This window comes from Microcoleus sp. BM001215392 (assembly GCF_036700185.1).
Lineage (GTDB): Bacteria > Cyanobacteriota > Cyanobacteriia > Cyanobacteriales > Microcoleaceae > Microcoleus.
Genome location: NZ_JAUBOJ010000417.1, coordinates 1 through 6,126, shown reverse-complemented (window position 1 = coordinate 6,126; position 6,126 = coordinate 1). Strand labels below are relative to the sequence as shown.

Genomic DNA, 6,126 nt, shown 5'->3' with positions numbered 1-6,126 from the left:
TTGGTTATTGGTTATTGGTTATTGGTTATTGGTTATTGGTTATTGGTTATTGGTATTGGTTATTGGTATTGGTTATTGGCTACCAATAACCTTCCCGGCTCTGCCTCCCATCCCTGGGCTTCGCTTCGCGCAGATCCGGCCCATCTCTGGGCTTCGCTTCGCGCAGATCCGGCCCACGCCCCATGCCCCACGCCCCATGACCCACGCCCCATGACCCACGCCCCATGACCCATGCCCCATGCCCCATGCCCTTTAAATGTGTTCTTTCAGAATATTTTGTAGGTAACTAGCTACTGCATCTGGCTGTTCCACCATTGCCAAATGGCCGCAATCAAGCTGAAGCACATTTTCGCCACAACCTTGGAACATCCAGTGAAAGCTAGCCAAATGCAGCACGTATTTTGGTTCCATAATTTTGTCTTTAGTGCCGGCAATAAAATAAACGGGCTGCTTGAGTCGGGATACTATTTGTGGCAACAGGTGAATCTCGGCTTCTGTGGTGGAGTCCAACAAAGCGCCCGAAGCTGCCTCTGGATCTGCTGCCACGAAATCTCTCAAGCGTTGCCGTCCCCACGTTCGCCCGATCGAGCTTGCCACCGAATCCCGGGCAAACACGAAATCTGCTAGCGGCAAATGAGGCAGCCAACGGGGACGCATTTTTACTAGCTGTGTGCCCACCGCTCGAAATCGCTCGAATTCTTCCTTTAGATAGATGCCGCCGCCTGCATTTATGCAGACGACACCTTTAATACGATCGCACAATTGGCTAGCTCCCCAAAGAGCGATCGTACCGCCGAGAGAGTGTCCCACCAGCCAAGCACTAGAAATATCCAGTTTTTCGAGTAAAATTTCCAAATCGCGAGCGTAGGCTGCGGGAGTGTAGCAAGAATTTAGCGATTCTCCTGGCTCGCGACTCTCGTCGCCGTCGGATTGAGAATCGCCAAACCCGCGCAAATCGTAGGTCAGGCACTGATAGTTAGGTGCCAAGCGATCGGTCACAGGTTGCCAGTAGCGACGGCTTAACAGCCAGCCGTGGACAAATACCAGAACCGGGGAATTTGCAGTGGGAGCCGTCAAATCGCAAGCGTGCCGAACCCCTAGGATGTCTATGGTTGCCATAATTTAATCCTATCCCGAAATCAACACACAGGGAGCGCCAGTTCGAGGAGAGCGATCGGCTTGGTTTAACTTTCAACAGGCCCTCCTGCACGGGCAGCCAGCAACCGCCTTGTTTGAGGAAAAGACCCGTTGTCGCCGACAGATTTGCTAAAAAACCCAATTTTTTTGGTAGAAATGCCTAAGTTGTGTGAGGACTAATGCCAAATATCGAGCAAAAACCGACGTTGCACCAACAGAAGTCATATCCCTAAAACCGCTCGCCCAGCAATCTTTGTCGCACCCCCTCAGCAATTTTCTGCCCCAGATACTCAGGAATTAAACTTTCATTAGGCCCCAACAAGTAGAGAATCAGGCGAGTTCGCCCCCGCCAAACCAACAAATTAGCATTTACCACCAACAAATCCTCTTGCCAGATGGCATACATAACTTTGTAAAAAAGTCCAGGCTGATTGTCTGCTTCGATCAGCAAAGCCGGCAAGTGGAAAACCGGATCGACATAGAATTCAGTAGCCACATCCTCCAGACCCGCGTCTAAATTAAATTCTACGGCCAACATCTCTTCAACCTCAAAATGCCCCGCCAAGGCTTCTCGAACCGCCCTACAGACGTTTTCTGCTGTTTTATCTGCCAGTACCTTGCCGCCGCGAGATACCACCAATTTGATAAATACCAGCATCGGCGGGTAAATTTGACCGTAGAGACTGAGACTGTGAATCGTCAGTCCGTAAGCAGCGAGGACACCAAAAATATCGCTCAGTAGAAAAGACTGGTTCCGGTAAGCAAAATGCAGGGCACTTTTGTTACCTTCGGCTCTGATTTCGATGACTGCTTGCCGAGTTTTGTAAAGCTGATAAGCTAATTTGAGGTTTTGCAGTTGGATTTCACTGCTGACAAATTGCTCGTAAAACTGGGGAAACGCTCGGTTAAAGCGTTTGAGAAGTTCTAGTGTAGATGGTTTTAAACCCGAAGCCATAATTGAGGGGAAGGTGCGGGAGACATACTAAGTATTTACTCTCCCATGCCTTATGGCAATGGGATTTTCGATTTGACGATTAGACTCGAATTGTGCCCGTCTCCTCGCTAAAAGCAGAAGTCAAATCTGTCTGGGAACCTATGACTAGAATGTCACCGTTGCGCCATTCTATCTCTACTTCCCACCAAGAGTATAAGTTCCGGCGCGATCGGCGGGACTCAAAAGAAGCAATTTTAAAAATGCCTCTCTCTGTTGCCTGGCAACAAATTTTACCTTAATAGCGCGTTGTCCGGACACAAGCTAGCACAACATTTTTACCAAAATTGACGACAATCAAAAAGCAGACGCTCAATGTTGGACGACAAATCCCTATTTTCGGCGTAAGATGAGTGTACCGTAAACTGTTCCTCAAGAGGCTACCCGCAATTCATCCCACCCCACTCGGAGTGGGTTTATCGATCGGGTTCTCTTTTACTTAGTCCAACTTTTACTACCTTAACCGCGCCTGCATGGGTTTCTGGAAAAACTTATTTAGTAGTTCTGAGTCTGCCTCTGTACCCCAAACAGCTCAATTTGAGGAAGATGTTGCTCTTGGGTTAGGCGATCCGCTTTCCCCAACGTTTCGCAAACCCGCCGGAGCCAGCAACGCTCGCATCTTTTTCAGTTGCGATCGGGACATTGACCTCTACGAACTCGAAGAACTCTGTAATGCAGTGGGTTGGTCCCGCCGTCCCCTGCGTAAAGTCAAAAAAGCTATTGAGCACAGCTTCCTAGTCGTCTCTATGTGGGAGATGCGGGGCAACCAGCGACGGCTGGTGGGTTTCGCCAGAGCGACTTCAGACCATGCTTTTAATGCCACCCTTTGGGATGTGGTAGTTCATCCTGACTACCAGGGTAAGGGCATGGGCAAGGCGCTGATGAAATACATCATTAAAAAACTCCGCAGTGAAGACATCAGCAACATTACCTTATTTGCTGACCCTCAGGTGGTGGATTTTTACCGAAATTTGGGCTTTATGTCCGATCCAGAGGGCATTAAAGGTATGTTTTGGTATCCTGATTAGCCCGCGAGGTGTCCGTCAGCATTGATTTGTGGAGCCTAACTAACTAAAAGGACAAATAGTTGAGTAAACCTACTTAAATCTTATCGAGAAAAATCGGTTCTTCTAAGTATTGTGTTTGAGGTTTAAGTGCCAAACTTAACTACATAACCTGGAGTTTCAGATCGTGCCTACTTATCTTGAGATAGCCGACTATTCAAGAGCGTAGTTCATAAACTTCAACAGGCTTTAATTAACTAAAGTTAAGCGGGCGTTTTTTTATACCGCAAAAAATGCAGTGTTGACGCGACCAACACCTCAGAAGCCTCTGCGCTGCGGTCAGTTACGCCCGGATGTATCCCCGCAGCACGCCCGCGATCGAGCTGGAAGTAGGGTCAAACCTCACAACCTCAAAGCAGGTGCAACAAAGCACCAAAAGCTAAAATAAAAAAAAGCTTGACAAGCCGAGGGTTTTGTGTGTTAATAGTTAAAGGAAAGCTAAATATCACCGGGATGTAGCGCAGTTTGGTAGCGCGCCTGCTTTGGGAGCAGGATGTCGCAGGTTCAAATCCTGTCATCCCGATCGCACAATGTTAAATCATAGATTCCAGCAGAAACTGCCGCAGACGTTGACATTTGTTCAAAATGAAAACCGATGGAGGCAGTTTTTTGCGATCGTGTCAAGGCGCCCGTCTTTGCGCTAATGTGTTTCAGGATCGCTCCTGGTGGAAAAAACATGAAATCATTAGTTCGTCTCGGCGCAATATTAGGAATTGTGGGGTGCACTTTGTTGGGCCCCTCACCAATCGGCAAGATGTCCGCACTGGCACTCCCCGAACCGCAAGTTTTGGAAAAATTGCGATCGGTGCCGGTATTTACGATTACCAACGCTCAGGGTGCCTTCTTGATCGATTCTGTTCCCAAGCAGGGTCAGGGTCAAACAGGCAATGCTTCTGTGGCTAGAATTTTCATCAGCCAGAAAGATGCTCAAGCTTTTCTCGATCAGCTCAAAACCAAAAATCCTCAGTTGGGGGCGTCGGCCCGGGTGATGCTAGTTTCGCTGGAGGAAATTTATCAGATCGCTCAAGCAAATAAAGGCAAGCCGGATCAACTGCTGTTTGCTTTTATTCCAGCTCCCCAGCAGGTACAGTCGGCTAAAACTTTACTTCAGCAGACTGGGCAACAAGTTAGCGAGTTAAACGGTGTACCTCTGTTTTTGGCCAGAGGTGGCGCGGAAAATGGTTATTTGACAATTCAGCGCGGCCAGCAAGAGGAGCTTCCCCTGTTTTTTAACAAGGAAGATTTGCAGGAAATGGTGGAGCGTTTTAAACAGCAGCAGCCGAACGTGACTGCCACCATTAAAATTGAAGTCGTGAACTTAGAGAGGATTTTGGAAGCTTTTCGGACTGAGAACGACCCGTCTTTGAGCCAAATGATTTTGGTTCCGTCCCGGGAGTCGGTGGACTTTGTACGATCGCTCCAACCGGCTGGTGCTGGCCAAAATCCACAGGTGGCTCCAGCTCGACCGGCTGCATCTCCAGCTCCAGCTCGATCGGCTCCGGCTCCAGCTCCAGCTCGATCGGCTCCAGCTCCTGCTCCAGCTCCTGCTCCTGCTCCAGCTCGACCGACTCGCTAATAGTCATTGGTGATTGGTGATTGGTGATTGGTCATTGGTCGGTCATTGGTCGGTAGTCATTGGTCATTGGTGATTAATTACAGACAGGATTTACCCAAAAATTGGTTTCATGCGCTATTTACAGCGGTAAGGTGCGGTGTGGATGGAACCCTACATCATTAGGTTTTGCCTTCGGGACTGAGTTAGTAGGTTGGATTTTTAGATTTCTCGACTCAACCTACTATTTACCAATTATCAATTCCCAATTATCAATTCCCAATTGCCAATTCCTACTGACGGCAGGACTACCCTTCGGCTGCGCTCGGGGGCGAGCTGGCTGCTGACTGCTGACGGCAGGACTAATGACTAATGACTAATGACGGCAGGACTAATGACTAATTCGCAATTCCCAAAAAGTCTTATGTTTGTTTCTGGTTTAGAGCTTTGGCAGTGGGTGAATCAAGCTAAGATAGACGCGAGATCCTCGGACATTCCCCATGCAGAACTCGACTGGCTGCTGCAAGAGCTGGCAGGTTTGGATAAGTTGGCTCTGCGCTTGGGATGGTTTAAAGATTTGCCAAAAATTGAATTAAAGTTGCCTTTATCAGAACTCGATCGACTTTGGCAGCGGCGGTTGCAGGAACGGGTGCCTGTTCAGTATTTAACAGGAGTGGCACATTGGCGGGATTTTTCGCTGAAAGTAACGCCGGCGGTGCTAATTCCTCGTCCTGAAACGGAATTGCTGATCGATTTGGCTGTGGATGCTGTTAAAAGCTATTCAGTTAATCCAAAATCGGATTGGGTGGATTTGGGAACGGGTAGCGGGGCGATCGCGATCGGCTTGGCTTCTGCGCTGGCAAATGCTACGGTTCATGCGGTAGATTGCAGTTCGGAAGCTTTGGCAGTGGCTCGACTGAATGCTGAAAATTTGGGCTTTGGATCGCGAGTTAATTTTTATCAAGGTTTGTGGTGGGAACCGCTAGGATTTCTCAAAGGTAAAGTTAGCGGCATGGTGTCTAACCCGCCTTACATTCCCAGCAGCACGGTGCTGACTCTGCAACCCGAAGTTTTGAAGCACGAACCTCATTTGGCCTTGGATGGCGGTTTTGACGGCTTAGATTGCATCCGGCATTTGGTAGAAACTGCTCCCGATTATTTAGAATCTGGGGGAGTTTGGTTGGTGGAGATGATGGCGGGACAAGCTGAGCAGGTAGCTGATATGCTGAAAAGTCACGGGAGTTACGATCGAGTTCAGATATTTTCGGATTTAGCCGGAATCGATCGCTTTGCTTTAGCCTATCGTGTTTAAATTTCAAAAATATACTAGACAAGAGTGCAAAAATCATAGAAGGGCGTAGCATTTGGACATAAAATCTTAG

General features: G+C 48.4%; 8 protein-coding genes and 1 tRNA gene. 7 read left to right on the top strand and 2 right to left on the bottom strand.

The features are described 5' to 3' along the window. On the top strand, window positions 1-228 hold a 228-nt coding region (locus QT974_RS29525), incomplete at its 5' end, for a hypothetical protein (protein WP_442933223.1). A gap of 24 nt (window positions 229-252) precedes the next feature. Here the strand turns inward: QT974_RS29525 and QT974_RS29520 are convergent. Further along, window positions 253-1,119 carry an alpha/beta fold hydrolase gene (locus QT974_RS29520; RefSeq protein WP_333471944.1) on the bottom strand — a complete coding sequence of 289 codons (867 nt, stop codon included), beginning with the start codon at window positions 1,117-1,119 and terminating at the stop codon, window positions 253-255. A gap of 247 nt (window positions 1,120-1,366) precedes the next feature. Then, window positions 1,367-2,092 carry a hypothetical protein gene (locus tag QT974_RS29515; RefSeq protein WP_006631881.1) on the bottom strand — a complete coding sequence of 242 codons (726 nt, stop codon included), beginning with the start codon at window positions 2,090-2,092 and terminating at the stop codon, window positions 1,367-1,369. 140 nt (window positions 2,093-2,232) lie between these two features. Between QT974_RS29515 and QT974_RS29510 the strand changes: the two genes are divergently transcribed. From QT974_RS29510 to prmC, 6 genes are all read left to right on the top strand, one after another. Further along, window positions 2,233-2,370, top strand: a complete 138-nt coding sequence (locus QT974_RS29510) for a hypothetical protein (protein ID WP_333471943.1) — start codon at window positions 2,233-2,235, stop codon at window positions 2,368-2,370. A 231-nt stretch (window positions 2,371-2,601) separates the two neighbouring features. Continuing rightward, the gene (locus QT974_RS29505; RefSeq protein WP_333471942.1) at window positions 2,602-3,156 is read left to right on the top strand and encodes a GNAT family N-acetyltransferase; all 555 of its coding nucleotides are present in this window, start codon (window positions 2,602-2,604) and stop codon (window positions 3,154-3,156) included. A 274-nt stretch (window positions 3,157-3,430) separates the two neighbouring features. Then, window positions 3,431-3,580, top strand: coding sequence for a hypothetical protein (locus tag QT974_RS29500; protein WP_333471941.1), 150 nt, complete (start codon window positions 3,431-3,433; stop codon window positions 3,578-3,580). Between the two features lie 61 nt (window positions 3,581-3,641). Then, window positions 3,642-3,715: transfer RNA gene (locus tag QT974_RS29495), tRNA-Pro, on the top strand. A gap of 153 nt (window positions 3,716-3,868) precedes the next feature. After that, window positions 3,869-4,768 carry a Tic22 family protein gene (locus QT974_RS29490; RefSeq protein WP_333471940.1) on the top strand — a complete coding sequence of 300 codons (900 nt, stop codon included), beginning with the start codon at window positions 3,869-3,871 and terminating at the stop codon, window positions 4,766-4,768. Window positions 4,769-5,123: 355 nt separating this feature from the next. After that, complete coding sequence (gene prmC / locus QT974_RS29485; RefSeq protein ID WP_333471939.1) at window positions 5,124-6,056, top strand: peptide chain release factor N(5)-glutamine methyltransferase; 933 nt, start codon at window positions 5,124-5,126, stop codon at window positions 6,054-6,056. Window positions 6,057-6,126 lie beyond the last annotated feature (70 nt).